This window comes from Pseudomonas sp. PDM32 (assembly GCF_019219225.1).
Classification (GTDB): Bacteria; Pseudomonadota; Gammaproteobacteria; order Pseudomonadales; family Pseudomonadaceae; genus Aquipseudomonas; species Aquipseudomonas laurylsulfatiphila.
In genome coordinates, this window is sequence record NZ_JAHUWE010000013.1 from 213,324 (window position 1) to 238,087 (window position 24,764).

Genomic DNA, 24,764 nt, shown 5'->3' on the forward strand with positions numbered 1-24,764 from the left:
GAAGGCGTCATCGGCGACGCAACAACTCTACCGCTCAGCCACCAAACCCGGCTTCACCGCAGCCGGCTTCAACACCAGCCACAACGCCAGCGCAATCAACATCCCACCATAGATATGCGCCATCGACAGCGGCTCATCGAGAAACAGCGCTCCCCACAACACGCCAAACAGCGGGATCAGGAAGGTCGTGGTCATCGATTTCACCGGGCCGATCGAACTCAGCAGCCGGAAGTAAATAATGTAGGCAAACGCCGTGCAGCCCAGCCCCAAGCCCAGCAATGACAGCCACACGCTCCAGCCGCCCCAGCTCGCCGGTGGCTGGCTGATCACGCTGTAGCCGAACAGCGGCAGCAGGAACAAGGTCGCGCCGAGCATGCTGCCCAGTGCCGACAAACGGCTATCGAGACCGCCGGCCTGATCGAGCCAGCGGCGGGCGAGGAATCCGGCAAATCCGTAGCACGTGGTGGCGAGCAGGCAGGCGACGGCCCCCATCAGCAGTGCCATATCGAACGCCACCGGACCGGCACGGGTCAGCACGCCCACGCCGAACAACCCCAGGAACACGCCGCCGAGCTTGGCGCCAGTGAGCCTTTCATGGAAAAACAGGCCGCCGATCAGCACGCCCATCAAGGGGGTCGTGGCATTGAAAATCGACGAATAACCGGCAGGCAGCACCTGCGCGGCAACGGAGTACAGGGTCGCCGGTATGCCGGAATTGATCACACCGAGCAGCATCACGGTCTTGAGTTTGCCCTTGAAATCCCAGCTGATGCGCATCAGGCCAAGAATCACCAGCAACCCGACGGCGGCAATTGACACGCGGAAAAACGCGGTGGGCAGGGAGCCGATCACCGGCGCGATGATGCGCATGAACAGAAAACTCGCACCCCAAATGGCCGCCAGAGACAGTAAACGGAAAATATCGACGGGGTTCACAGCGCGTTCCTTCCATGATGAAGGGGCGAAAGTGTTGCTGAGTGCGTGATCGATGGCAACCGAAAACCGGGCATTGAACTCTTCAGGGCGTCGATGACGCGGCGCCTGGAAAATTACACTTCTCCTGCACCCGGTTCACTGGCTAAGCTCAAGCCTCCCGAATTCCCGCAGAGGTCTCACCATGCCGCAGCAATGGCCAGCCGCCGACATCGCCCGTTTGATCCTCGATGGCTTTGACGATTACCGCGAGCATTTCCGGCAGATCACCGACGGTGCCCGGGCCCGCTTCGAACAGGCCCGGTGGCAAGAGACGCAATCGGCGTCGGCAGCGCGGATCAATCTGTACGAAGATAAAGTCAGTGAAACGGTGGAGCGACTGCGCACCGCGTTTGACGCCGACACCCTGGACGTCAGCTGCTGGCCACTGGTGAAAAGTGCCTACATCAGCCTGATCGACCTGCGCTTCGACGATGAATTGTCCGAGACCTGGTACAACTCGATCTTCTGCGGGCTGTTCAGCCATGACCTGATCAGCGACGGCTGCATGTTCATCCACACCACCCGGCCGAGTCTGCGCCGGGCAAGGGCCGCGCAAACCCGCACCTACAAGCCGCAAGGTCAACTGTCGGCGATGCTTGCCAGCATCTTCGCCGACTACCGCTTCAGCGAGGATTACGCCGACCTCTCCGGTGACCTCAAGCGCCTCGAAGCGCAACTGCGCGAGAACCTGCCGGACTGGGTGTGCAAGGACCCGGAGTTGAGCGTCGAGCTGTTTTCCTCGGTGCTGTACCGTAATAAAGGTGCGTACCTGGTGGGGCGCATCTACACCGCCGACGAGCAATGGCCGCTGGCAATTCCCTTGCTGCACCTGGAAGGTCGCGGCATCCAGATCGATGCGCTGATCACCGACGAAGCGGACGTGTCGATCATTTTCTCCTTCACCCGCTCGTATTTCATGGTGGATGTGCCGGTGCCGGCGGAATTCATCGGCTTCCTGCGGCGCATCCTGCCGGGCAAGCACATCGCCGAGCTGTACACCTCGATCGGTTTCTACAAGCACGGCAAGTCGGAGTTCTACCGGGCGCTGATCAATCACCTGGCCAACACCGACGACCAGTTCATCATGGCCCCCGGCGTGCGCGGCATGGTCATGAGCGTGTTCACCCTGCCGGGGTTCAACACCGTGTTCAAAATCATCAAGGACCGTTTCTCGCCATCGAAAAACGTCGACCGCGCCACGGTGATCGAAAAGTACCGCCTGGTGAAAAGCGTCGACCGGGTCGGGCGCATGGCCGATACCCAGGAATTCGCCGACTTCCGTTTCCCGCTGAGCAAGTTCGACCCGGCGTGCCTGGAGGAATTGCTGGACGTCGCGCCCTCCACGGTGTCGGTCGAAGGCGACACGGTGCTGATCCGTCACTGCTGGACCGAACGGCGCATGACCCCGCTGAACCTGTACCTGGAAAACGCCAACGAGGCGCAGGTGCGCGAAGCCCTGGAAGATTACGGCCTGGCGATCAAGCAACTGGCGGCGGCCAACATCTTTCCCGGTGACATGCTGCTGAAGAACTTTGGCGTCACCCGTCACGGCCGGGTGGTGTTCTACGACTACGACGAAATCTGCTTTCTCACCGAGGCCAACTTCCGCCACATCCCACAACCGCGCACGCCGGAAGACGAGATGGCGTCCGAACCCTGGTACTCGATCGGGCCGCTGGATGTATTCCCGGAAGAGTTTCCGCCGTTCCTGTTTGCCGATGCGGGGCAGCGCAAGTTGTTCGATCAGTTGCATGGCGAGCTGTACAACGCCGATTACTGGAAGAGCCTGCAGGAGGCGATTCGGGCGGGGAAGGTGATTGATGTGTTTCCGTATCGGCGTAAAGGCCTGGGCAACGAGTAGTCCGCTGCAATTGCTGCGCAATTGATCGCGAGCAGGCTCGCTCCCACATTGTGTCCCGATTTTTGTGGTCGCTATAGATCCAGTGTGGGAGCGAGCCTGCTCGCGATCGGCCGCGCAGCGGTCGTAAAATCTGCGACAATCGCCACCCTGCGCCACTAGACGACTGAATTGCGTACCCGATGACCGACGAATCGCCCTCCATCGACAAACTGCTGAAAAACCTCGATCACGCCATGCTCGCCGACCGCCACCGGCTGCGGCGGCAGTTGCTTGAGCTGCGCAAGAAACCCGACGAGGCCAAGCTGGGCCAGTGGGTTGCACGCATGCAGGCGTCCTGTGAGCAGGTGCTGGCCCGCCGCGCCAGCCTGCCGGTGATTCGTTACGACGACAGTTTGCCGATTGCCGCCAAGCGCGACGAAATCAAGAAGGCGCTGGAAAAGCACCAGGTGCTGATCATCGCCGGCGAGACCGGCTCGGGTAAAACCACCCAGTTGCCGAAGATCTGCCTGGAAATCGGGCGCGGCCAGCATGGCTTGATCGGCCACACCCAGCCACGGCGGATCGCAGCGCGCAGCGTGGCCAGCCGGGTTGCCGAAGAGCTGGGCACGCCGCTCGGCGCCCTGGTCGGCTACCAGGTGCGTTTCGAGGATCAGAGCGATTCCAATACCCTGATCAAACTGATGACCGATGGCATCCTGCTGGCGGAAACCCAGAACGACCGCTATCTGGAACGCTACGACACGATCATCGTCGACGAAGCCCACGAACGCAGCCTCAACATCGACTTCCTGCTCGGTTACCTGAAAACCCTGCTGCCGCGCCGCCCGGACCTGAAGGTCATCATCACCTCGGCGACCATCGACCTGGAGCGTTTCTCCAAGCACTTCGACGATGCACCGATTGTCGAGGTGTCCGGCCGTACTTTTCCGGTGGACACCTGGTATCGCCCGCTGACGCTTGAGCAGGACGAAGAGGGTAACCGCGTCGAGGACGACCTGACGGTGGATCAGGCGATCCTCGCGACTCTCGACGAAATCGCCGCGTATGAGCGCAGTGAGCGCCGCAGTCCCGGTGACGTGCTGGTATTCCTGCCGGGTGAACGTGAGATTCGCGACGCCGCCGACATGCTGCGCAAGGCCCAGCTCAAGCACACCGAAATCCTGCCGCTTTACGCGCGCCTGTCGCCGGCCGAGCAGCAGCGGATTTTCCAGTCGCACCCGGGGCGTCGCGTGGTGCTGGCGACCAACGTCGCGGAAACCTCGCTCACCGTGCCGGGCATCCGTTACGTGATCGACAGCGGCACCGCGCGCATCAGTCGTTACAGCTACCGGGCCAAGGTCCAGCGCCTGCCGATCGAAGCCATTTCCCAGGCCAGCGCCAACCAGCGCAAGGGCCGTTGTGGACGGGTCGAACCGGGCATTTGCGTGCGCCTGTACAGCGAAGAGGATTTCCTCGGTCGCCCGGAATTTACCGATCCGGAAATCCTGCGGACCAACCTCGCGGCGGTCATTTTGCAGATGTTGCACCTGCGCCTTGGCGAGGTTAGCGCGTTCCCGTTCATTGAGCCGCCGGATGGCAAGGCCATCAGCGACGGTTACAACCTGCTGCAGGAACTCTCGGCGGTGGATCGCAACAGCCAGTTGACGCCCCTCGGGCGCCAATTGGCGCGGCTGCCGGTGGACCCGCGCATGGGGCGCATGTTGCTGGAAGCGGCGAAGCTCGGCAGCTTGCAGGAAGTGCTGATCGTCGCCAGCGCCATGTCGATCCAGGACCCGCGCGAACGACCGCCGGAGCGTCAGCAAGCGGCGGATCAGGCCCACGCCCAGTGGAAAGACGCCGACTCGGACTTCGCCGGCCTGGTCAACCTGTGGCGCGGATTCGAAGAGCAACGCCAGGCGCTGACCGCCAACCCGCTGCGCAACTGGTGCCGCAAGAATTTCCTGAATTACCTGCGCCTGCGCGAATGGCGCGACTCCCATCGCCAGTTGAGCCTGATCTGCCGCGACATGCAGCTGAGCCTCAATAAAGAGCCGGCGGATTACCCGAAACTGCACAAAGCGGTGCTGGTGGGGTTGCTCAGCCAGATTGGCCAGAAAACCGAAGAGGGCGATTACCTCGGCGCGCGTCAGCGGCGGTTCTGGATTCACCCGTCGTCGGGCATCGGCAAGAAGCGTCCGCAGTGGCTGATGACCGCCGAACTGGTGGAAACCACCAAGCTCTACGCGCGCATGGTGGCGAAGATCGACGCCGACTGGATCGAACCGCTCGCCGGGCACCTGATCAAGAAAAACCACTTCGAACCCCATTGGGAGAAGAAGCGCGGCCAGGTGGTTGCGTTCGAGCAGATCACCCTGTTCGGGTTGATCGTGGTCGGCCGGCGGCCGGTGCATTACGGTCCGGTGGACCCGGTAGTGTCCCGCGAACTGTTCATCCGCGAAGCGCTGGTGCGTGGCGAGATTCAGTCCAAGGCCAAGTGCCTGACGGCCAACAAACAGTTGCTGGAACAACTCGACGAACTGGAAGCCAAGGCCCGCCGTCGCGACATCCTGGCGGATGAAGAAACCCTGTACGCCTTCTACGACGCGCGCCTGCCGGCGGAGATTCATCAGACCGCGACCTTCGACAGCTGGTATCGGATCAACAGCCAGAAAGATCCGCAGCTGTTGATCATGCGCGAAGAGGACGTGCTGGCCCGTGAAGCCAGTGAGGTCACTGCGCAGCATTACCCGGATACGCTGCACATCGGCGATCTGGAGTTGGCCCTCAGCTACCACTTCGAACCGAACCATCCACGGGACGGCGTGACCCTGCGCGTGCCGGCACCGCTGTTGCCGATGCTGCCGCCGGAACGCCTGGACTGGCTGGTGCCGGGTGTCATCGAAGCCAAGTGCATTGCCCTGGTGCGCAACCTGCCCAAGGCCCTGCGCAAGAACTTCGTGCCGGTGCCGGACTTCGTCAAGGCTGCCTTGCAGCGCATGACCTTTGCCGAGGGCTCGCTGCCCCAGGCCCTGGGGCGCGAGCTGCTGCGCATGACCGGCGCGCGGGTCAGCGATGAAGCCTGGGCCGAGGCGGCGCAGCAAGTCGAAAGCCATCTGCGGATGAACCTGGAAATCGTCGACGGCCAGGGCAAGTTCCTCGGTGAAGGGCGTGATCTGGCCGAACTGACGGCGCGTTTCGCCGAGGCCAGCCAGGCCGCATTGGCGGTGCCGCAAACCGCGAAGAGCCAGCAGCCGGTGGAGCCGAAAGTCTTCGCTGCCGTGGCCGAGAAAACCCAGCAGAAGATCGCCGGACTGTCGATGACGGTCTATCCGGCGCTGGTGGAGGAGGCTGGAACAGTCAAGGAGGGACGTTTCTCGACCCCGGCCGAGGCCGAGTTCCAGCATCGCCGTGCCCTGCAACGCCTGCTGATGCAGCAACTGGCCGAGTCGGCAAAATTCCTGCGCGGCAAGTTGCCGGGCCTGACCGAGCTGGGCCTGCTGTACCGCGACATGGGGCGTGTCGATGCGCTGGTGGAAGACATTCTGCTGGCCAGCCTCGACAGCTGCATTCTCGAGGGTGAAGACCCGCTGCCCCGTGACGGTGCCGCTCTGGCGTCCCTGGCCGAGCGCAAGCGTGGCGCCTGGACCGAGCACGCCGAACGCGTGGCGAAGCTGACACTGGAAGTCCTCAAGCTTTGGCATGGCTTGCAAAAGCGCTTCAAAGGCAAGATTGATCTGGCGCAAGCCGTGGCCCTGAACGACATCAAGCAGCAGCTCAGCCAGCTGGTGTATCCGGGGTTTGTCCGGGAAACGCCGATGCAATGGCTCAAGGAGTTGCCGCGTTACCTCAAGGCGATTGAACAGCGCTTCGAAAAAATCGGCGCCCAGGTGCAGCGCGACCGGGTCTGGAGCGGCGAATTGAGCGGGCTGTGGACGCAATACCAGACCCGCGCCGGTAAACACGCCCAGGAAGGCAAGCGTGATCCGCAGCTGGAGTTGTATCGCTGGTGGCTGGAGGAATACCGGGTTTCGCTGTTTGCGCAACAACTGGGAACCAAGGTGCCGATCTCCGACAAACGCCTGAACAAGCAGTGGTCGCAAGTCGAGCCCTGATCGCTACTGGGATCCACTGGGATCTACTGTAGGAGCTGCCGAAGGCTGCGATCTTTTGATTTTTATAATCAAGATCAAAAGATCGCAGCCTTCGGCAGCTCCTACAGGGATTGTGTGGTATCCAGCAAAAAGGCGCCAAAACCCAAGGTTTATGGCAAACTTCGCGACCATAAATGCCGGTTTCGCGACCTGGAGCCTTCGGCCAGGTGGCGTCACGGAATAAAGCGATGCCAGGTTTGCGTCCCCGGACGGGAATAGACCCTTTGTGTATTGGTACGACGGTGCCAATGCTTTCTGCCTGAACAGATTAGAGACACGACCATGCATAACGTCGTCATCAGTGGCACCGGCCTGTACACCCCGGCCAACAGCATTTCCAATGAAGAGCTGGTCCAGTCTTTCAATACTTACGTCGCGCAATTCAACGCCGACAACGCCGACGCCATCGCACGCGGTGAAGTGCAGGCATTGACCGAATCCAGCGCCGCATTCATCGAAAAAGCCTCCGGCATCAAGAGCCGCTTTGTCATGGACAAGGACGGCATCCTCGACCCGCAGCGCATGGCCCCGCGCCTGCCAGAGCGTTCCAACGACGAGTGGTCGGTGCTGTGCCAGATGGCTATCGGCGCGGCCGAACAAGCCCTGCAGCGTGCCGGCAAGACCGCAGCGGACATCGACGGCGTGATCGTCGCCTGCTCCAACCTGCAACGTGCCTACCCGGCCATTGCCATCGAAGTCCAGGAAGCGCTGGGCATCCAGGGTTTCGGTTTCGACATGAACGTGGCGTGCTCCTCGGCGACCTTCGGTATCCAGACCGCCGCCAACAGCGTGCAACTGGGCCAGGCCCGCGCGGTCCTGATGGTCAACCCGGAAGTCTGCACCGGCCACCTGAACTTCCGTGACCGCGACAGCCACTTCATCTTCGGCGATGCCGCCACCGCGGTGATCATCGAGCGTGCCGACCTGGCGACGTCCAAGCATCAGTTCGACATCGTCAGCACCAAGCTGCTGACCAAGTTCTCCAACAACATCCGCAACAACTTCGGCTTCCTCAACCGCGCGGCGGAAGAGGGCATCGGTGCCAAGGACAAACTGTTCGTGCAGGAAGGCCGCAAGGTGTTCAAGGAAGTCTGCCCGATGGTGGCCGAACTGATCGCTGAGCATCTGCAAGAGAACCAGCTCAACATCAGCGACGTGAAGCGCTTCTGGCTGCACCAGGCCAACCTCAGCATGAACCACCTGATCGTCAAGAAACTGCTGGGCCGCGATGCGACCGAACAGGAAGCCCCGGTGATTCTCGACACCTACGCCAACACCAGTTCCGCCGGTTCCGTGATTGCGTTCCACAAGAACCAGGACGATCTGCCCGCCGGTTCGCTGGCCGTGCTCAGCTCGTTCGGCGCCGGTTACTCCATTGGTAGCGTGTTGCTGCGCAAGCGCTGAGTCTGTGGCTTGAAAAGATCGCAGCCTGCGGCAGCTCCTACAGTTTCAACGTGATATCGCGATGAATCCGGTCCTGTAGGAGCTGCCGAAGGCTGCGATCTTTTTTTGCGGGAGAGAAAACAGCCTGGCGTTGATGCATCGGAGGATGATGGGGACCGATACATCAACACCAGGCTGTAAAAGGGGCCCGGGCTTCCTTGCCCGAGTCGTGTAGCGGGTGAATCAGAACTTGGCTTCGGCATCCAGTTGCAGGGTGTTGATGTCCGAATCCTTCTTGTTGATGTTGGCGTTGGTCTGGTCTGAGGTCGCCATGTAGTAGGTCGCGCCCAGGGCAAAGTTCTTGTCCAGGTCGTAGCTCACTTTCAGCTTGCTGCCGCGTGAACCGGTGAAACCGTTGGCGAAGTCGGAGTCGGTGAAGGCACCCACCACAGCGTTACGCTGTACGTCGCGGTAGTTGTAGTCCACGTTGAAGCCGTAGAGCTTGGACTTCACACCGGCCAGCCAGCCAGTGTCCTGGTCGTTGCTGGCATCAGTGTTGTTGACGTACTGACCGTAGATCGACAGCGGAACCGGCAGGTTGCTGAAGTCCAGCTGACCAAAGCCTTCGTACAGTTTGAACTGTTCGCCCGGGCTGTTGCCGTTGACGGCCAGTGCGCATGGCGCAGTAACGGTACCCGAGGTCGGGCAGGCGCTGCTGTCGTCGTTGTCGTAGGCGTAGAGACTGCCGCCCAAGGTCATTTTCATGCTGTCGGTGATGCCGAAGCGCGCACCCAACTGGCCGGCGTAAAGACGCAGGTCGTGCTTGAATTGCACGCCTTCGCCGTCGACGTTGTCCTTGAGGGTGTAGTGACCGGCGCTACCGAACAGCTCGGTGCTGCCGCTCAACGGGTACTTGTAGGTGACGGCCAGGCCTTCCGGGTTGATGTCGCTGTCCCAGATGATGTCGCCCATGCTCACCCATTGTTGCGGCATCTTGCCGCCAACCAGGTGCAGGTTCTTGATCGCGTCCGGGTGGTAGTCGATGTAACCCTGGTCCAGCCAGATCTGCTTCTTGTCGAAGTAGTTGTTCAGGTCCTGGTTGGTCGAGCGAGCGTCGTCGTTGCTGCCGGTGGCGATACGGATGCCGGTGTCGACCTGCGGGTTGATTTCGCTGTAGGCACCCAGGCGGGCACGAATGCGCTGACGATCCTGGTCCTTGTTGTTTGGCACGCCATCGTTGTGGACGTTTTCCTGACGGAAGCGCACGTCGCCCTTGAACTGGGTCTTTGCCGCCCATGCAAGCTTTTGGTCGAAGGCGCTCAGTGTGTCGGTTTTCTTCGCGGTGGCCGCGATTTGCTCGTTGGTCTCTTGCTGAGCCTGACGGGCAATCTGCTGTTCTTTCTGATCCCTGGCCAGCTCGGCTTGCAGTTCGCTGTACTGCGCGTTAGTGATCGAGCCGTTAGCCTTGAGCATGTCGAGCAGTTTGGCGTCGACTGCGGCACTGGCCGGAACACTCATGGCCAGCAACAGGCCACCGCACAAGGCCGCCGCAGTTTTCGTGGAAGCAAGACGCATATCAATCTCCGAAGATGAGAGGGGATGACAGAGCCATCCGGGGCACAACCGACCGTAAGGGGCGGAAAACTGTGGCCGGGTATAACCCGGCGCTCTAAAAACAGGCGCCAGTATCGCGATGGTTTATTACAGGGCAGTGGCAATGTGATGTCATGTCCGTGACGATACAAAGCCGCCGTGAACCATTGAGTTAGAGCACTGTCGTCGCTTTGCCCGTGTGCAATGTGGAGCGATAGGCGATACTCGCGGGGCTTTCACGCCATGAAGAGTGAGGATGGTGATGCCGTTGCAACGCCTGCAAAAACTGTCAGAAATCGCCCCGCAGACCTGGGATGCAATGGTGCCGGAGAGTCAGCCTTTTCTGCGTCACGCTTTTTTGAGTGCACTGGAAGACAGCGGCAGTGTCGGCCCCCATTCCGGCTGGCAGCCCGAGCATCTGCTGCACGTTGAAGGTGATCGCCTGATCGCCGCGCTGCCCGGTTATCGCAAGTGGCATTCCTACGGCGAGTACGTGTTCGATCACGCCTGGGCCGATGCCTGCGAACGCGCCGGCATCGATTACTACCCCAAATTGTTGAGCGCGGTGCCGTTCAGTCCTGTGACCGGGCCGCGACTGTTGGCGGCCACGGTCGAAGACGGTTTCGAATTGTTGAAAAGCCTGCCGGGCTATCTTGAACTCGAAGGGCTTTCCAGCGCCCACATCAACTTCACCGATCCATTCACCGATGCGGCATTGAGCGAGCAGCCCGGCTGGTTGCAGCGCGTTGGCTGTCAGTATCACTGGCAGAATCGCGGTTACCGGGATTTCCAGGACTTCCTCGACGTGCTCAGTTCGCGCAAACGCAAACAGATGCGCAAGGAGCGCGAACAGGTGGCCGGCCAGGGCTTCGAGTTCGAATGGCTGGAGGGGCGGGAGCTGAGTCAGGCGCAATGGGATTTCGTCTATGCCTGCTACGCCAATACCTACGCGGTGCGCCGGCAAAGGCCGTATCTGACGCGGGAGTTTTTCAGCCTGTTGGCCGAACGCATGCCGGGGTCGATTCGCGTGGTGCTGGCCAGGCAGGGTTCACGGCCAGTAGCGATGGCGTTCAGTCTGGTGGGGGGCGACAGCTTTTATGGCCGTTACTGGGGATGCCTGGCGGAGTTCGATCGCCTGCATTTCGAGACCTGTTTCTACCAGGGGATGGACTACGCCATCGCCAACGGTTTCCAGCGTTTCGATGCCGGTGCGCAAGGCGAGCACAAACTGATTCGTGGATTCGAGCCTGTCATCACTCATTCCTGGCACTACCTGCGGCATCCGGGGTTGAAGGCGGCGGTGAAAGACTTTCTGGAGCAGGAGCGGCTGGGAGTGCTGGCTTATGCTGAGGATGCGAAGTCAGCCTTGCCTTATCGACAAGGCTGATCTTCACCGTATGGCGGGTCAGTTGTCTTCCTTGCCCAGCCAGCGATACAGCACGCCGCCGACCACTGCGCCGAGCAGGGGGGCGACCCAGAACATCCACAGTTGTTGAATCGCCCAGCCGCCGACGATCAGCGCCGGGCCGGTGCTGCGCGCCGGGTTGACCGAGGTGTTGGTGACCGGGATCGAGATCAGGTGGATCAGCGTCAGCCCCAGGCCGATGGCAATCGGTGCCAGTCCTGCCGGTGCACGCTTATCGGTGGCGCCGAGGATGATCAGGATGAACATCGCGGTCATCACCAGTTCACAGACAAACCCTGCCGCCATCGAATAGCCGCCAGGCGAGTGTTCGCCGTAGCCGTTGGACGCCAGGCCTCCCGCCAGTTCGAAACCGGGTTTGCCGCTGGCAATGAAGTACAGCAGGGCGGCTGCAATCACGCCGCCGATGACCTGGGCAATGATGTAGGCCGGCAATTCCTTGGCCGGAAACCGCCCACCCACCACCAGGCCGAGGGATACCGCAGGATTGAGATGACAGCCGGAAATATGGCCGATGGCGAAGGCCATGGTCAGTACGGTCAGGCCAAACGCGAAGGACACCCCGAGCAAGCCGATCCCCACCTCCGGAAAAGCCGCCGCCAACACCGCACTGCCGCAACCACCCAATACCAGCCAGAACGTACCTATCAACTCAGTCGCCGAACGTTTTAACAGAGACATAAGAGAGTGCCCTTTCGAGATTATGCTGCCTTGAGCCTCCAGCCGATGGACTGCAGAACCACCTCCAGAACGTTGCAGTGAGTACAGCACGGTTTTTTCAGAATTCCAGCAGGCACAAAAAACCGCCAGGCCCCGTTGTTGACGGGGCCTGGCGGTTTTTTCGACCTTTTGCTATCACACCTGTCCCTAATGTGGGAGCGGGCTTGCTCGCGAATGCGGTAGATCATTCAACAACGATGCAGACTGACACTCCGTCTTCGCGAGCAAGCCCGCTCCCACAGGTTTTGTGGCCGCAGCAATGCTCAATCGATCCCGACAAACCCGCCAGTCTGGTGTTGCCACAACCGCGCATACAAGCCGCCATGGGCGAGCAACTCGGCGTGGGTTCCGGTTTCGGCGATCTTGCCGTTTTCCAGCACCACCAGCCGGTCCATCCGGGCGATGGTCGAGAGCCGGTGAGCGATGGCGATCACGGTTTTGCCCTGCATCAGGGTTTCGAGACTTTCCTGGATCGCCGCTTCGACTTCCGAATCCAGCGCCGAGGTGGCCTCGTCCATGATCAGGATCGGCGCGTCCTTGAGCAGCACACGGGCAATGGCGATGCGCTGGCGCTGGCCGCCGGAAAGTTTCACCCCGCGCTCACCGACATGGGCATCGAAACCGCTACGGCCTTCGGCGTCCGACAGTGCAGGAATGAAACCGTCAGCCCGGGCCTTGTGCACCGCTTCCCAGAGTTGGGCATCGGTGGCGTCGGGTTTGCCGTACAGCAGGTTGTCACGGATCGAGCGGTGCAGCAGCGAGGTATCCTGGGTAATCATGCCGATGCGCTCGCGCAGGCTTTCCTGGCTGACGTCGGCGATGTTCTGGCCGTCGATCAGGATACGTCCGCCTTCGACGTCGTACAGGCGCAGCAGCAGGTTCACCAAGGTCGATTTGCCCGCGCCGGACGGGCCGATCAGGCCGATTTTCTCGCCAGCCTTGATGGTCAGGTTGAGGCCGCCGATGATCCCGCTCTGCTTGCCGTAGTGGAAGTCCACCTGCTCGAAACGCACTTCGCCACGGGCCACCGCCAGGGGTTTGGCCTGGTCGCGGTCGGTAACGGAGACCGGTTGCGAGATGGTCTGCAGGCCGTCCTGCACCATGCCGATGTTTTCGAAGATGCCGGTCACCACCCACATGATCCAGCCGGACATGTTGACGATGCGGATCACCAGGCCGGTGGCCAGGGCGATGGCCCCGACGGTGATCAGCGACTGCGTCCACAGCCACAGGGCCAGTCCGGTGGTGCAGACGATCAGCAGGCCGTTCATGCTGGTGATGACCACGTCCATGCTGGTGACCACGCGGCCGGCCAGTTGGGCTTTTTCGGTCTGTTCCTTGATCGCTTCGCGGGCGTATTGCTGCTCGAAGTTGGTGTGGGCGAACAGCTTCAGGGTGGTGATGTTGGTGTAGCCGTCGACAATGCGCCCCATGAGCTTGGAGCGCGCATCGGACGCCACCACCGAGCGATCCTTGACCCGTGGCACGAAGTACCAGAGGGCGCCGATGAAAGCGAAGATCCACGTCAGCAGCGGGATCATCAGGCGCCAGTCGGCTTCGGCGAACAGCACCAGAGAACTGATGGCGTAGATCAGCACATGCCACAACGCATCCACCGCTTGCACGGCGGAATCACGCAGTGAGTTGCCGGTTTGCATGATGCGCTGGGCGATGCGCCCGGCGAAGTCGTTCTGGAAGAAATTCAGGCTCTGCTTGAGCACGTAGCTGTGGTTCTGCCAGCGGATCATGCTGGTCATGCTGGGGCTCAGGGTCTGGTGCACCAGCAGGTCATGCAGGCCCACGAATATGGGGCGCAGCACCAGCGCCACCACCACCATCCAGGTCAGTTCGAGGGCGTGCTCGCGAAACAGATTGGCGTTCGGCGTGCCTTGGGCCAGGTCGATGATGCGGCTCAGGTAGCTGAACAGAGCGACCTCGATCAATGCACCAATCAGGCCGACGATCAACAGGGCGGCGAAGCTCGGCCAGACCTGCTTGAGGTAGTAGGTATAAAAAGGGAATACACGATCCGGCGGGGACGCCGTCGGTGCTTCACGGAAAACGTCGATCAGTTTTTCAAAGCGGCGATAAAGCATGGGTCGTTCGCCCGCGAGCGGGCTCTCCTTTTAACGGTTTGAGCGTTGCCGGCAAACACCGGCAACGGCTCGGACATCCTTGTCCAGCTTAGTCTCAGTCGATGCGCTTGGCCGACTTGATGAACACCGGGTCGGCCGGCACGTCCTTCATGCCGCCACGAACGGTGGTTGGCGAATTGACGATGATGTCGACCACGTCCATGCCTTTGACCACTTTGCCGAACACGGCGTAGCCGTCACCCTGGTCAAGGAAGTCGTTGTCCTTGACGTTGATGAAGAACTGGCTGGTGGCCGAGTCAGGCACCGAGGTACGGGCCATGGACAAGGTGCCACGAACGTTGACCAAACCGTTGTTGTGCTCGTTCTTGATCGGCGCCTTGGTTTCTTTTTGCGTCATCTGTTGATTGAAACCGCCGCCCTGAACCATGAAGCCGGGGATCACGCGGTGGAAAATCGTGTTGTTGTAGAAGCCGCTGTCGACGTACTCAAGGAAGTTCTTGGTACTGATCGGCGCCTTGACCGGGTCCAGTTCGATTTCGATCTGGCCGTTGGTGGTTTCCAGCAAAACGTGCGGCGCCTTTGCGGGCGTTGCAGCCATCAGGTTGGCGGCAAACAGGACGGTGCCAGCGGCGAGGGCGATTTTTTTCAGCATGGGTCAGTGATCCTGAGTGGTGGTGTCGACTGCGGTCAGAAAATCCAGCAGCGTTTGGTTGAAGTGTTCCGGCTGGTCCAGCGGCGTGGCGTGGCGTGAATCGGCGATCACCACCAGCCGCGCATCGGGCAGCAGTTTTACGTAGTTTTCCTTCAGCGCCACCGGTGTGTAGTCACGGTCGGCACTGACGATCAGGGTTGGACAGGTGACCTTGGAAAGTCGTTCCTGGACCCCCCAGCCAACAATGGCATTGAAGCTGGCGAGATAAGCATGTTTGTCGTTTTTTGCCCAGCGCTCGGCCATTTTTTGTCGCAAGTCGGCCTGCTCGGGCTTCGGGAACAACTTGCTGCCCAATGCCTTGCCGATGGTGCGCAGGCTGAGTGCGTGCATCAGGCTCCAGCGCTTGAACCACTGCCAGTAATCGTCGCGGCTGCGCAGTTTGACCTCTGGCGCACTGTTGACGATGCACAGGCTCTTGAGCAGTGTCGGCTGGTCCACACCCAGCTGGAAGCCGATCATGCCGCCCATGGACAAGCCGACGTAATGTGTCGGGCCGAGATTGAGGTGCTCGATCAGTGCGATCAGGTCGGCGCTGAAACCGGCAATGCTGTAGCGCTCCCGGGGTTTGTCCGAACGGCCGTGACCGCGTACATCCGGGACGATCACCCGGTAGCGGGTGGCCAGTGTCGGGATCTGCTTTTCCCAGTCCAGGGTGCTGGAACCGAGGCCGTGGACCAGCAGCAGCGGCGTGCCGTGACCATATTCCTCATAGTGCAGGTTGCAACCTTCGTGTTCGAAATAGGCCATGCATACACTCCGTGTCAGGCTTGTTCGGGGGCGGCGAACGGGGCGTCCAGTGGTGCGGTGTCAAAGGTGCGCAGCAGTTCGATGAGAATCTGCGTGGCCGGTCCCAGCGGTTTGTCCTTGTTCGAATACAGGTAAAAGCTCGGGTTGCGGCTACCGCCCTGATCCAACGGTAGCAGCTTGAGCGTACCTTCCTTGAGTTCCCGTTCGATCAGGTGCCGGGGCAACCAGGCAAAACCCAGACCGCTGCTGACGAAGGTCGCGGCGGTGGCCAGGCTGCCGACGGTCCAGCGTTGTTCGGCCCCGAGCCAGCCGACGTCCCGTGGTTGCTGGCGGCCCGAGTCGCGGATCACCACTTGCATCTGGCTTTCCAGGTCCTGGAAGCTCAGTTCGCGGTTGAGGCGGTGCAGGGGATGCTCGGGGTGGGCGACCGCAACGAACTCGACGTCGCTCAATTCCGCGCCCAGGTAACCGGGAATACTGAAGCCGGTGATGGCCAGGTCGGCCACGCCTTCGAGCAGGACTTCCTCCACGCCCGACAGCACTTCCTCACGCAGGCGCACCCGGCAGCCACGGCTTTGCGGCATGAACGCGGTCAAGGCGCGGACGAGGCGGGCGCTTGGGTAAGCGGCATCGACCACCAGGCGCACTTCGGCTTCCCAGCCCTGTTCCATGTGATGGGCCAGGTCTTCGAGTTGGCTGGCCTGTTTCACCAGTTGCCTGGAGCGGCGCAACAGCACGCCGCCGGCTTCGGTCAGCACGGCTTTGCGTCCGTCAATGCGCAGCAGCGGAACGCCGAGTTGATCCTGCATGCGTGCCACGGTGTAGCTGACCGATGATTGCGAGCGATGCAGCGCCTCGGCGGCCTGGGCGAAACCACCGTGATCGACCACGGCTTGCAGCGTTCGCCATTGATCAAGGGTCACGCGGGGCGCTTTCATGTTGAGCTCCTCTTGTCCTAAGCTGGCAACCCTTACTGGAGGCTGCTGAATGAAAAAAATCTGTTGTGTGCTGCTGGCGCTGCTGCCGTTGACGGCGATGGCTTACCCGATCGATGTGAAGAAAGACCTCAACGGCATGAAGATCGATTACCAGACCTACGACACGGATAGCGACATCGGCTCCATCCAGGTGGCCAACTACGGCGACGTCGATGCAAGCTGCAAGGCCGTTTTCATCAATGGCCCGGAAGCACCGCGTACCCGAAAGATCGACGTACCGGCCGGCAAGCACAAAAACGCCACCGCCAAATTCAGCCGCAACATCATCAAGCTGCGCATCGAGCTGAGCTGCACCCCGAAATGACAGCAATCTCCTGTGGGAGCGGGCTTGCTCGCGAAGAGGCCGTGTCAGTCGATATCAACGTGAATGACACACCGCCTTCGCGAGCAAGCCCGCTCCCACAGGGTATGTTGAGCTTATAAACGAATTTATTGATGGGTTATAGCAGTTATTTGCGCTTTTTCATCGATATGACTCTGTTTAACCTTCTCTCCATCGACCTACAGCATTCTCAGATGGAGGCTACATCCCATGTCCCGCGTTCTGATCATCGAAAGCAGTGCACGTCAGCAAGACTCGGTTTCCCGTCAACTGACCCAGACGTTCATCAGCCAGTGGAAAGCCGCTCACCCGAATGACCAGATCACTGTCCGGGACCTGGCCGTCAACCCGGTGCCGCACCTGGATATCAACCTGCTGGGTGGCTGGATGAAACCCGCCGAGCAGCGCAGCGACATCGAACAGGCGTCCCTGGAGCGCTCCAACCAGTTGACCGACGAATTGCTCGCCGCCGATGTACTGGTCATGGCCGCACCCATGTACAACTTTGCGATCCCCAGCACCCTGAAAGCCTGGCTCGACCACGTGCTGCGTGCCGGTGTGACCTTCAAATACACCGAAACCGGCCCGCAAGGCCTACTCACAGGCAAGCGCGCCTATGTGTTGACGGCTCGTGGCGGCATCTATGCCGGCAGCACCGCCGATCACCAGGAACCGTACCTGCGTCAGGTCATGGGCTTCATCGGCATCCACGACGTGACGTTCATCCACGCCGAAGGCATGAACCTGGGCGGTGACTTCCAGGAGAAAGGCCTGAACCAGGCGAACGCCAGGCTTGCGCAAGTGGCCTGACCCGTTAATCGCCAGATAATCGCTGGATGGTCTAGTGACCTGGCGCAACCCTTCAAGCCTGTATGCGCATCGAACCTCCCTTCGCACTTGTTGCTCCTGAGTGCTCTGGCCCGATTGAACGCTTTAGCGAGATCGGGCTTTTTTTTGCCCGGGATTTTTTGAGCGGACACCCAACCTTTGTGGGAGCGGGCTTGCTCGCGAAAGCGGTGTGTCATCCCACATTTATGTCGACTGACACTCCCTCTTCGCGAGCAAGCCCGCTCCCACAGTTTTTGTGTTGGTTTAGCGTTCGCGATCAGTAGCAAAACCCGCTATCGTCGCCGCCATTCAAAACGAGGCGAGCATGGGCTATCTACTTTTTGTCACGCTGATCCAGGCGTTTTCCTTCAGTTTGATCGGCGAATACCTGGCCGGTCATGTCGACAGTTACTTCGCGGTGCTGGTGCGAGTGCTGCTGGCAGGGCTGGTGTTCATCCCGCTGACCCGCTGGCGCTCGGTGGAGCCGGCGTTCATGCGCGGCATGCTGCTGATCGGCGCCTTGCAGTTCGGCGTGACCTACGTCTGCCTGTACCTGAGCTTTCGCGTACTGACGGTGCCGGAAGTGCTGCTGTTCACCATCCTCACGCCGTTGCACGTGACCCTGATCGAAGATGCACTGAATCGTCGCTTCAACCCCTGGGCCCTGGTCGCGGCGCTGGTGGCGGTGGCGGGGGCGGCGGTGATTCGCTTTGACCGGATCAACCCGGATTTCTTCATGGGGTTCCTGTTGCTGCAACTGGCCAACTTCACCTATGCCGCCGGGCAGGTGCTGTACAAACACCTGGTCGCCCGCCACCCGAGCGATCTGCCGCATTACCGACGCTTCGGCTACTTCTACCTCGGCGCACTGGCGGTGGCGTTGCCGGCGTTCCTGCTATTCGGCAAACAGAACTTCCTGCCCGAAGCGCCTTTGCAATGGGGCGTGCTGCTGTTCCTCGGTCTGGTCTCCACTGCGCTGGGGTTGTATTGGTGGAACAAGGGCGCGTGCATGGTGAATGGCGGGACCCTGGCGGTGATGAACAACCTGCATGTGCCCGTGGGCTTGCTGATCAATCTGCTGATCTGGAACCAGCATGAAGAACTGGGGCGATTGTTGCTCGGCGGTTCGGTGATTTTGCTGGCGGTGTGGATCAGTCGGTTGGGCATCAGTAAGGGCGCACAACCAGCGTAGGAGCTGCCGCAGGCTGCGATCTTTTGATCTTGAAATCAAAAGATCGCAGCCTGCGGCAGCTCCTACAGAAGATTTGTGGTGTTACATGACGTGTTTTTCTGGCTCGGGGATGTGGCTCGCGCCCAACATCGCTGGTAGCAGCCCGGCACGTAGATCCGTCCCGCTCGGCTGCTGATACAGGCTCAACCCGAACTCCGGCAACACCGCCAGCAGGTAGTCGAAAATATCCCCCTGGATCCGCTCGTAGTCGGCCCACGCCGTGGTGCGGGTAAAGCAGTAGATTTCCAGTGGAATGCCCTGGGCGGTGGTCTGCATCTGGCGGACCATGCAGGTCATGTTCGGCTGGATCCCCGGATGACTCTTCAGATAGGCCAGCGCATAGGCGCGCAAAGTGCCGATGTTGGTCATCCGCCGGCGGTTGGCCGACATGGCCGCGACGTTGCCCTGGGCCTCGTTCCAGGCCTTGAGTTCGGCCTGCTTGCGGCTCATGTAGTCGGTGAGCAAGTGCACCTGGGACAGCTTCTGCTCCTCGTCGTCGCGCAGGAAGCGCACGCCGCTGGCGTCGATGAACAGGCTGCGCTTGATCCGGCGGCCACCGGAAGCCTGCATGCCGCGCCAGTTCTTGAACGACTCGGACATCAGGCGCCAGGTCGGAATCGAGACGATGGTCTTGTCGAAGTTCTGCACCTTGACCGTGTGCAAGGTGATGTCCACCACATCGCCGTCGGCGCCCACCTGGGGCATTTCGATCCAGTCGCCGACCCGCAGCATGTCGTTGCTGGTCAATTGCACGCTGGCGACGAATGACAGCAGCGTGTCCTTGTAGACCAACAGAATCACCGCCGACATGGCACCCAGGCCCGAGAGCAGCAACAACGGCGAGCGGTCGATCAAGGTCGCGACGATGATGATCGCGCCCAGCACGTACAACACCAGTTTCGCCAGTTGCACATAGCCCTTGATCGAGCGGGTGCGGGCGTGTTCGGTGCGGGCGTAGATGTCCAGCAGGGCATTGAGCAGGGCGCTGACCGCCAGCAGCAGAAACAGGAAGGTGAAGGACAGGGCGACGTTGCCGAGGAAATTCAGACTGGTCTTGCTCAGGTTCGGCACCAGATTGAGACCGAACTGGATCACCAGCGAAGGCGCGATCTGCGCCAGGCGATGGAACACCTTGTTCTGCAGAAAATCATTGACCCAGTGCAAGGCCGGCTGGCGACCGAGCATTTTTGCCGCGTGCAGGATGAGGTAGCGCGCCACCCGTCCGAGGAACAGCGCAATGGCCAGCAACAGCAGCAGCGTCAGGCTGGAATGTACGAGCGGGTGCTGGTCGAGGGCACCCCAAAGGTCCAGGGCGTTGGTCCAGAGCTGTTTGATATCCATGGTTGAAAACGATTCTTCTGTAGGGCACGAGAGGCGATTAGAGCATTTAAGACGCTTTGTATTACGTTTCGGGAAAAATCAGGCAACAAAAAACCAACTGTTTACCGCCATTTGCATAAAGAAACTCGGCCTGAGCGCTCGAAACCGTTACCCTATGCAGCTGTTTTTTTGCATTTCTTCGAGGTAGCACCCGTGTTTTCCCAATTCGCCCTGCACGAACGCCTGCTCAAAGCCGTGGCCGAGCTGAAATTTGTCGAGCCAACGCCTGTGCAAGCCGCGGCCATTCCGCTCGCGCTCCAGGGGCGTGACCTGCGGGTGACGGCGCAAACCGGTAGCGGCAAGACCGCTGCATTCGTTTTGCCGATCCTCAACCGTCTGATCGGCCCGGCGAAAATCCGCGTCAGCATCAAGACCCTGATCCTGCTGCCGACCCGCGAACTGGCCCAGCAGACGCTGAAGGAAGTTGAACGCTTCTCGCAGTTCACCTTCATCAAGTCCGGCCTGATCACCGGCGGCGAAGACTTCAAGGTCCAGGCCGCGATGTTGCGCAAGGTGCCGGACATCCTGATCGGTACGCCGGGCCGGATGATCGAGCAACTGAACGCCGGCAACCTCGACTTGAAAGAAGTTGAAGTCCTGGTGCTCGACGAAGCCGACCGCATGCTCGACATGGGCTTTGCCGAAGACGTGCAGCGTCTGGTGGACGAATGCACCAACCGTCAGCAGACCATGCTGTTCTCCGCCACCACCGGTGGTTCGGGCTTGCGCGAGATGATCGCCAAGGTCCTGAACAATCCTGAGCACCTGCAGCTCAACGCGGTCAGCCAGCTCAACGACACCACCCGCCAGCAAATCATCACCGCTGACCACAACCAGCACAAAGAACAGATCGTCAACTGGTTGTTGGCCAACGAGACCTACCAGAAGGCTATCGTCTTCACCAACACCCGGGCCATGGCCGACCGTATCTACGGCCGCCTGGTGGCGCAGGAATACAAAGCGTTCGTGCTGCACGGCGAGAAAGACCAGAAGGATCGCAAACTGGCGATCGACCGTCTGAAGCAGGGTGGCGTGAAAATCCTCGTGGCCACCGACGTCGCCGCTCGCGGCCTGGACGTTGACGGCCTGGACCTGGTGATCAACTTCGACATGCCGCGCAGTGGCGACGAGTACGTGCACCGTATCGGTCGTACCGGCCGCGCCGGTAACGATGGCCTGGCCATCTCGCTGATCTGCCACGGCGACTGGAACCTGATGTCGAGCATCGAGCGCTACCTCAAGCAGAGCTTCGAGCGCCGCACCATCAAGGAAGTCAAAGGCACCTACGGCGGACCGAAGAAGGTCAAGGCTTCGGGCAAGGCTGTCGGCGTGAAGAAGAAAAAGACCGACGCCAAGGGCGACAAGAAGAAAACTGCCGCCAAGACCCCGACCAAGCGCAAGAGCGCCAACCGGCCGAAGAGCGATTCCCTGGTCAGCAAGGACGGCATGGCGCCGCTCAAGCGCCGTAAGCCTGAAGCGCCAGCGGCTGAGTAAGCCACTGTAAGCGACCCAGGAAAAACCCGGACAGTGTCCGGGTTTTTTTATTCCTGGCGTCTATCAGCTTTCGGTTTTCTTCTCGGCAGCGCCCAGCTCCTTCAAGCGCTGGTCGATCAACTGGCACTTGTCCGGCAAGTCTTTGGAGGCAGTGCCCAGATCCATTTTTTGCAACTCGTCATTGATCTCTTTGGCCTTGGTCGGGTTCTGCTCGGTGAGCTTGGCCACTTCCTGGGCCAGTTGTTCGCGTTTGGCGGTGGCTTCCTCGGGAGTGCAGGCCCATGCGGGCAGGGCACAAGCGAGGGCAGCGGCGAGTGTGAGCTTCTTCAGCAGTGGTTTCATGGGGGCGGGCCTCAGTTCCGGTCAAGGCGGGTTATCCGGTTGAGCGCTGGCCCTTTGGGAAAGTTCAGTCTGTGATATTTGCGTGGGTTGTCAGGGCCCCTTCGCGGGCAAGCCCGCTCCCACAGGTTTTGTGAACAACACGGAAAACTGTGGGAGCGGGCTTGCCCGCGAAGGCCGCACCTCGGTATCCGGGGGTTAACTACCATGGCAGCAACTCGACTTCGCCTGTTCCTCATATTTGTCATGGTGGCGCACCCACTCCATGATTTCGTCCTCGTTGCGGCCCTTGGGCGTCAGGTCGAGGTAGTTGTAGGCGCCAACCAGCATGTCCAGCCCCCTGGCATAGGTGGAGTAGGTGTGGAAGATTTCGCCGGCTTCATTGCGATAAAACACGCTGAGACCGGGGAGTTCTTCCTCGGCGCCGTCGGTTTTTTCGTAGTTGTACGTAGCCTTTCCTGCGGCGACCTCTTCGGCCCGGGCACAGACGCCAAAGTCGTAGTTGAAGTCGCATCCTGCCGACGACACCCAGTCGAATTTCCAGCCCATGCGCCGCTTGAACGCCTGGAATTCGGCGAACGGTGCGTGGGAAACCGCCACCACGGCAATATCGTGGTGGGCCAGGTGCTGGTTGGCGCCGTCGATGTGGTCGCTGAGGTACGAGCAACCGGGGCAGCCCTCGTCCCAGCCCTCGGCGAACATGAAGTGGTAGATGACCAACTGACTGCGGCCGCCGAACAGGTCCGCCAGTTTCAGTTCGCCATTGGGCCCCTGGAAATGGTAGTCCTTGTCGATTTTCACCCAGGGCAGGGCGCGGCGTTCGGCGCTGAGTTTGTCCCGTTCCCGGGTGAAGGCTTTCTCGTGGATCAGGTGTTGTTTGCGGGCGGCGAGCCATTCTTCCCGCGACACGACGGGGTGATTCTGGATGTTCATGTTGCTTTCTCCTGCATGGGGCTGGGAGGTGACGTACACAGCCTAGTCGTTTGGCTTGGGTGGAATTCGACATACCGCCGGTCGGTCGTCAGCGAAAGGCCGTCTGAACGGCTGTCGGGCGTACCGGTCACAACCTGTAAGGCCCGTTCAAATGCACGGGCATCCATCGAACGGACACCGGAGGTTGAATCAGGATGACGACTTACAATTGGGACTTGATTGAGCGCTTGCTGCATGAAGCGCAAAACAGCGCGGGCCACAACTTCACGCCGCGGCCTTACGCCGAACAGCATGCGGCGCAGAAGGCTGCGGAAGGCGAGTCGATAGAAAATCTTGATCACTTGAAAACGGTGGCTGGCGAGTACGAAAAGCTGCTGCTGATGCGTGGCTATATCGAGCCGCGACCGGAGGACGAAGGGGGGACGGGTGCCAATTACATTTTGACGGCGCGAGGTTCGCGCTTATTGAGCCTGCTCGACAGCAGTATTCCCGGTAATGATCACCCGCGGCAGGTGCTCGATGAGCAGGAAGATGCGCTGGATGAAGCGACATTCGATGAGGTGGCGTCGAAGGCGCAGATTGCCTGATGTACGCGTACACCCTGTGGGAGCGAGCCTGCTCGCGATGAGGCCATCACATTCAAGATTGATTTTGAATGTGAGACCGTTATCGTCGGATCGCCGCCCGGAGCCGGCTCGCTCCCACATGGGGCTTGTGTTGCGCTTAGCCTTGTTTCGCCGCTTTCAGGCACTTCAGATCACTGAAATCCTTCCTCACACCCTCGATTTTCTTCAGCAGACGCTCACGCTGGCTCGGTGTGCTTTCAGCCATCAGATCCACGAACAGCGAACGTGCCTGGGCCTCGGTGTTGGCAAAGGCCTGACGATAGGCGGGTGTCCACAAGCTTTCGCGATTGATCAGAAGTGTCTCGATTCGTTGTGGGAATTGTGGACTGTGGCGTTGCGCAACGGCTGCACTGAACTGTTGCTGCCAATGGACACGATTGGCCAGCCACTGCGTATTCTGATCACCCAAGGCCCGGGACCATGTGGTGACCCGCTGTTGCTGGGTGTTGTTAAGTGGGCCGAGCCAGTCGTTCAGGCGCTTCTCCATACGCGCGCTGCGCTCCTTGATCTGCTGGTCGAGGGTGGGCTTGAGGTATTCCTCCTGACGCTTGCGCCGGTCCTTGGCGAAGGCTTCATTCATATCGGCGACTTGCTTGTCATCCAGCCCTTGCAGCAACTCGATGGCCGATGGGGTGATTTCCCGCGCGGTCTCGGCGATCGCCTGTTCGGCTTCGTGGGCGCGGGCCTGCAAGGCGGCATCGGTGACCTGGTTGGTCGCGATCATGGTTTGCAGGCGGTTCAGCCAGTCGAGGTAGCCGGGTAGTTGGGTGGTGCAGTGCCAGCTCAGGTGGTCCTTCAGGCGTTCGTCCAGCCAGCTTTTCTGCTCGCCGTTCATGTCCAGGTAGTCGCTGAGCGTCCACGGGATGATCACATCGAGATTGCGGTAGGCCAGGCCCACGCGGCTGCACGCGCCGAGGGCGAGGGCAACGGTCAACACAACGGCGATATGTTTGAACCAGCGGGACATGGGCGA

The 24,764-nt window shown here is 60.6% G+C and carries 20 protein-coding genes; 9 read left to right on the forward strand and 11 right to left on the reverse strand.

Annotated features, from left to right (window positions below; genetic code table 11):
* Window positions 1-27 precede the first annotated feature (27 nt).
* On the reverse strand, window positions 28-936 hold the full coding sequence (locus KW846_RS23935) for a DMT family transporter (protein WP_218485756.1): 909 nt from the start codon (window positions 934-936) through the stop codon (window positions 28-30).
* A gap of 181 nt (window positions 937-1,117) precedes the next feature.
* Between KW846_RS23935 and aceK the strand changes: the two genes are divergently transcribed.
* The 3 genes from aceK (at window position 1,118) to KW846_RS23950 (ending at window position 8,370) form a co-directional block, all read left to right on the forward strand.
* Window positions 1,118-2,836: a bifunctional isocitrate dehydrogenase kinase/phosphatase gene (aceK, locus tag KW846_RS23940; RefSeq protein ID WP_218485757.1), complete on the forward strand. Its 1,719-nt coding sequence runs from the start codon at window positions 1,118-1,120 to the stop codon at window positions 2,834-2,836.
* A 179-nt stretch (window positions 2,837-3,015) separates the two neighbouring features.
* Window positions 3,016-6,927 (forward strand): ATP-dependent RNA helicase HrpA, encoded by a 3,912-nt coding sequence (gene hrpA, locus KW846_RS23945; RefSeq protein WP_218485758.1) that lies wholly within the window; start codon window positions 3,016-3,018, stop codon window positions 6,925-6,927.
* Window positions 6,928-7,248: 321 nt separating this feature from the next.
* On the forward strand, window positions 7,249-8,370 hold the full coding sequence (locus KW846_RS23950) for a beta-ketoacyl-ACP synthase III (protein ID WP_007972465.1): 1,122 nt from the start codon (window positions 7,249-7,251) through the stop codon (window positions 8,368-8,370).
* A 222-nt stretch (window positions 8,371-8,592) separates the two neighbouring features.
* Here the strand turns inward: KW846_RS23950 and KW846_RS23955 are convergent, their stop codons facing one another.
* Window positions 8,593-9,924, reverse strand: a complete 1,332-nt coding sequence (locus KW846_RS23955; protein WP_218485759.1) for a putative porin — start codon at window positions 9,922-9,924, stop codon at window positions 8,593-8,595.
* A 280-nt stretch (window positions 9,925-10,204) separates the two neighbouring features.
* Between KW846_RS23955 and KW846_RS23960 the strand changes: the two genes are divergently transcribed.
* The gene (locus KW846_RS23960) at window positions 10,205-11,329 is read left to right on the forward strand and encodes a GNAT family N-acetyltransferase (protein WP_218485760.1); all 1,125 of its coding nucleotides are present in this window, start codon (window positions 10,205-10,207) and stop codon (window positions 11,327-11,329) included.
* An 18-nt stretch (window positions 11,330-11,347) separates the two neighbouring features.
* Here the strand turns inward: KW846_RS23960 and aqpZ are convergent, their stop codons facing one another.
* The 5 genes from aqpZ to KW846_RS23985 form a co-directional block, all read right to left on the reverse strand.
* The gene (aqpZ, locus tag KW846_RS23965) at window positions 11,348-12,046 is read right to left on the reverse strand and encodes an aquaporin Z (protein WP_218485761.1); all 699 of its coding nucleotides are present in this window, start codon (window positions 12,044-12,046) and stop codon (window positions 11,348-11,350) included.
* Window positions 12,047-12,348: 302 nt separating this feature from the next.
* On the reverse strand, window positions 12,349-14,181 hold the full coding sequence (locus tag KW846_RS23970) for an ABC transporter ATP-binding protein (RefSeq protein WP_218485762.1): 1,833 nt from the start codon (window positions 14,179-14,181) through the stop codon (window positions 12,349-12,351).
* A gap of 94 nt (window positions 14,182-14,275) precedes the next feature.
* Window positions 14,276-14,833, reverse strand: coding sequence for a peptidylprolyl isomerase (locus KW846_RS23975; protein ID WP_218485763.1), 558 nt, complete (start codon window positions 14,831-14,833; stop codon window positions 14,276-14,278).
* A 3-nt stretch (window positions 14,834-14,836) separates the two neighbouring features.
* Window positions 14,837-15,640: an alpha/beta fold hydrolase gene (locus KW846_RS23980; protein ID WP_218485764.1), complete on the reverse strand. Its 804-nt coding sequence runs from the start codon at window positions 15,638-15,640 to the stop codon at window positions 14,837-14,839.
* Window positions 15,641-15,654: 14 nt separating this feature from the next.
* Entirely contained in the window at window positions 15,655-16,578 is a 924-nt protein-coding gene (locus KW846_RS23985) for a LysR family transcriptional regulator (RefSeq protein WP_007972479.1), read from the reverse strand.
* A gap of 49 nt (window positions 16,579-16,627) precedes the next feature.
* Between KW846_RS23985 and KW846_RS23990 the strand changes: the two genes are divergently transcribed.
* The 3 genes from KW846_RS23990 to KW846_RS24000 all read left to right on the forward strand — a co-directional run bounded on the left by KW846_RS23990 (window position 16,628) and on the right by KW846_RS24000 (window position 18,980).
* Window positions 16,628-16,942, forward strand: coding sequence for a hypothetical protein (locus tag KW846_RS23990; RefSeq protein WP_007972481.1), 315 nt, complete (start codon window positions 16,628-16,630; stop codon window positions 16,940-16,942).
* 228 nt (window positions 16,943-17,170) lie between these two features.
* Window positions 17,171-17,770 carry an FMN-dependent NADH-azoreductase gene (locus KW846_RS23995; RefSeq protein ID WP_104450478.1) on the forward strand — a complete coding sequence of 200 codons (600 nt, stop codon included), beginning with the start codon at window positions 17,171-17,173 and terminating at the stop codon, window positions 17,768-17,770.
* 343 nt (window positions 17,771-18,113) lie between these two features.
* Window positions 18,114-18,980, forward strand: coding sequence for a carboxylate/amino acid/amine transporter (locus KW846_RS24000; protein WP_218485765.1), 867 nt, complete (start codon window positions 18,114-18,116; stop codon window positions 18,978-18,980).
* Window positions 18,981-19,061: 81 nt separating this feature from the next.
* Here KW846_RS24000 and KW846_RS24005 read toward each other — a convergent pair whose 3' ends face one another.
* Window positions 19,062-20,360, reverse strand: coding sequence for a mechanosensitive ion channel family protein (locus tag KW846_RS24005; protein WP_218485766.1), 1,299 nt, complete (start codon window positions 20,358-20,360; stop codon window positions 19,062-19,064).
* A gap of 192 nt (window positions 20,361-20,552) precedes the next feature.
* On the opposite strand from KW846_RS24005, the gene KW846_RS24010 reads away from it, so the two are divergent.
* Window positions 20,553-21,893 (forward strand): DEAD/DEAH box helicase, encoded by a 1,341-nt coding sequence (locus tag KW846_RS24010; protein WP_007972492.1) that lies wholly within the window; start codon window positions 20,553-20,555, stop codon window positions 21,891-21,893.
* 63 nt (window positions 21,894-21,956) lie between these two features.
* Here KW846_RS24010 and KW846_RS24015 read toward each other — a convergent pair whose 3' ends face one another.
* Together KW846_RS24015 and KW846_RS24020 are read right to left on the reverse strand one after the other, a co-directional pair.
* On the reverse strand, window positions 21,957-22,235 hold the full coding sequence (locus KW846_RS24015) for a hypothetical protein (protein ID WP_218485767.1): 279 nt from the start codon (window positions 22,233-22,235) through the stop codon (window positions 21,957-21,959).
* Between the two features lie 195 nt (window positions 22,236-22,430).
* Window positions 22,431-23,165, reverse strand: coding sequence for a thioredoxin family protein (locus KW846_RS24020; RefSeq protein WP_218485768.1), 735 nt, complete (start codon window positions 23,163-23,165; stop codon window positions 22,431-22,433).
* 194 nt (window positions 23,166-23,359) lie between these two features.
* On the opposite strand from KW846_RS24020, the gene KW846_RS24025 reads away from it, so the two are divergent.
* Complete coding sequence (locus KW846_RS24025) at window positions 23,360-23,752, forward strand: transcriptional regulator (RefSeq protein ID WP_218477196.1); 393 nt, start codon at window positions 23,360-23,362, stop codon at window positions 23,750-23,752.
* 136 nt (window positions 23,753-23,888) lie between these two features.
* On the opposite strand, the gene KW846_RS24030 is transcribed toward KW846_RS24025, so the two are convergent.
* A complete protein-coding gene (locus KW846_RS24030) occupies window positions 23,889-24,758 on the reverse strand; it encodes a DUF6279 family lipoprotein (protein WP_218485769.1) in 870 nt (289 codons plus the stop codon).
* Window positions 24,759-24,764 lie beyond the last annotated feature (6 nt).

What these genes read in the sequence shown, in the direction of transcription:
- KW846_RS24025 (WP_218477196.1), top strand. Translation starts at nt 23,360, where the DNA reads ATGACGACTTACAATTGGGACTTGATTGAGCGCTTGCTGCATGAAGCG.
- KW846_RS23960 (WP_218485760.1), top strand. Translation starts at nt 10,205, where the DNA reads ATGCCGTTGCAACGCCTGCAAAAACTGTCAGAAATCGCCCCGCAGACC.
- KW846_RS24030 (WP_218485769.1), bottom strand. Translation starts at nt 24,758, where the DNA reads ATGTCCCGCTGGTTCAAACATATCGCCGTTGTGTTGACCGTTGCCCTC.
- KW846_RS23980 (WP_218485764.1), bottom strand. Translation starts at nt 15,640, where the DNA reads ATGGCCTATTTCGAACACGAAGGTTGCAACCTGCACTATGAGGAATAT.
- KW846_RS24020 (WP_218485768.1), bottom strand. Translation starts at nt 23,165, where the DNA reads ATGAACATCCAGAATCACCCCGTCGTGTCGCGGGAAGAATGGCTCGCC.
- aceK (WP_218485757.1), top strand. Translation starts at nt 1,118, where the DNA reads ATGCCGCAGCAATGGCCAGCCGCCGACATCGCCCGTTTGATCCTCGAT.
- aqpZ (WP_218485761.1), bottom strand. Translation starts at nt 12,046, where the DNA reads ATGTCTCTGTTAAAACGTTCGGCGACTGAGTTGATAGGTACGTTCTGG.
- KW846_RS23955 (WP_218485759.1), bottom strand. Translation starts at nt 9,924, where the DNA reads ATGCGTCTTGCTTCCACGAAAACTGCGGCGGCCTTGTGCGGTGGCCTG.
- KW846_RS24015 (WP_218485767.1), bottom strand. Translation starts at nt 22,235, where the DNA reads ATGAAACCACTGCTGAAGAAGCTCACACTCGCCGCTGCCCTCGCTTGT.
- KW846_RS23990 (WP_007972481.1), top strand. Translation starts at nt 16,628, where the DNA reads ATGAAAAAAATCTGTTGTGTGCTGCTGGCGCTGCTGCCGTTGACGGCG.
- hrpA (WP_218485758.1), top strand. Translation starts at nt 3,016, where the DNA reads ATGACCGACGAATCGCCCTCCATCGACAAACTGCTGAAAAACCTCGAT.
- KW846_RS23950 (WP_007972465.1), top strand. Translation starts at nt 7,249, where the DNA reads ATGCATAACGTCGTCATCAGTGGCACCGGCCTGTACACCCCGGCCAAC.
- KW846_RS24000 (WP_218485765.1), top strand. Translation starts at nt 18,114, where the DNA reads ATGGGCTATCTACTTTTTGTCACGCTGATCCAGGCGTTTTCCTTCAGT.
- KW846_RS23975 (WP_218485763.1), bottom strand. Translation starts at nt 14,833, where the DNA reads ATGCTGAAAAAAATCGCCCTCGCCGCTGGCACCGTCCTGTTTGCCGCC.
- KW846_RS24005 (WP_218485766.1), bottom strand. Translation starts at nt 20,360, where the DNA reads ATGGATATCAAACAGCTCTGGACCAACGCCCTGGACCTTTGGGGTGCC.
- KW846_RS23970 (WP_218485762.1), bottom strand. Translation starts at nt 14,181, where the DNA reads ATGCTTTATCGCCGCTTTGAAAAACTGATCGACGTTTTCCGTGAAGCA.
- KW846_RS23995 (WP_104450478.1), top strand. Translation starts at nt 17,171, where the DNA reads ATGTCCCGCGTTCTGATCATCGAAAGCAGTGCACGTCAGCAAGACTCG.
- KW846_RS23985 (WP_007972479.1), bottom strand. Translation starts at nt 16,578, where the DNA reads ATGAAAGCGCCCCGCGTGACCCTTGATCAATGGCGAACGCTGCAAGCC.